The organism is Vibrio sp. 1978, assembly GCF_033344345.1.
This window is the reverse complement of sequence record NZ_JAWPOP010000208.1, coordinates 1-941: the sequence shown is the minus strand read 5'-3', so window position 1 is coordinate 941 and position 941 is coordinate 1. Positions and strand designations below refer to the sequence as shown.

Here is a 941-nt window from a genome sequence, read left to right as displayed (position 1 = left end):
TCCACGCCATCAAAGTGGTACCACGTCCAATGAAAGTTTGAGTACTTGTCGTTGCGCCCAGGGAAATCAAACTCTACCCACGCTTCAATCCATTTATCACCAAGTTCAATATTTCGGTTGTTCCAATCTACTCGCTTGGTATCAACCCAAGACTTTCCATCCGCACCACCGCGATGGTTGAACACCACATCGCCATAAATCTGGATATTGTTTTTATGGGCAGTATTGATGGCGCTTAGGTACTGATCTTTGGTGCCATACTTGGTGCGCACCGAACCTTTTTGATCAAACTCTCCCAAATCATACATATCATAAACGCCATAACCGACGTCGTTGCTACCACCAGCACCTTTATAGGCGGGCGGTAACCATAACGCAGTAAAGCCGTTGCCAGATAGTGCCGAAGCGTTGTTTTCAACTTGTGTCCAGAGCGCACCGTCATTTGGCACATACCAATGGAAATACTGCATCATGGTGCCATTTTGTGCCGCCATTACAGGCGAACTGAGCAGCAAAGTTAAGGGTAAAAGTGTAGGTTTAAGGTTGAATGTTTTCATTATTTTTCTCTCACGTTAAGGACTAGAATCCTCCTTTCTGCATATACGCACCAAGCGATACTAACTATGACGCTAGCTAGGTTGCTGCCTGTAATACAAAAAGTTCGGATTACAATCGAAGAGAAACTATCACCAATCACACTATACAATTATTGAGTTGTCTAACATTTATAAAATCAATGATTAGCGCGTTAAAAATATTGAATGGTGATCAAAACATGGGAGACTTTAGGAAAGCGCGAAGGGTTACGAAAAGGTGGACTAAAAACGAAAAAAGCCAGTCATTTAAGACTGGCTTTCGAAATAGTGGAGGCGCCTCCCGGAGTCGAACCGAGGTCCACGGATTTGCAATCCGCTGCATAGCCACTCTGCCAAGGCGCCTTT

At 44.3% G+C, this 941-nt stretch carries 1 protein-coding gene and 1 tRNA gene; both read right to left on the bottom strand.

The window, feature by feature from the left end; genetic code table 11:
• Positions 1–557, bottom strand: a 557-nt coding sequence (locus tag R8N49_RS25560) for an alpha-amylase family glycosyl hydrolase (RefSeq protein WP_318190265.1), incomplete at its 3' end; no start/stop codon positions are given.
• A 307-nt stretch (positions 558–864) separates the two neighbouring features.
• Positions 865–938 (bottom strand) — tRNA-Cys (locus R8N49_RS25555).
• Positions 939–941: the final 3 nt, after the last annotated feature.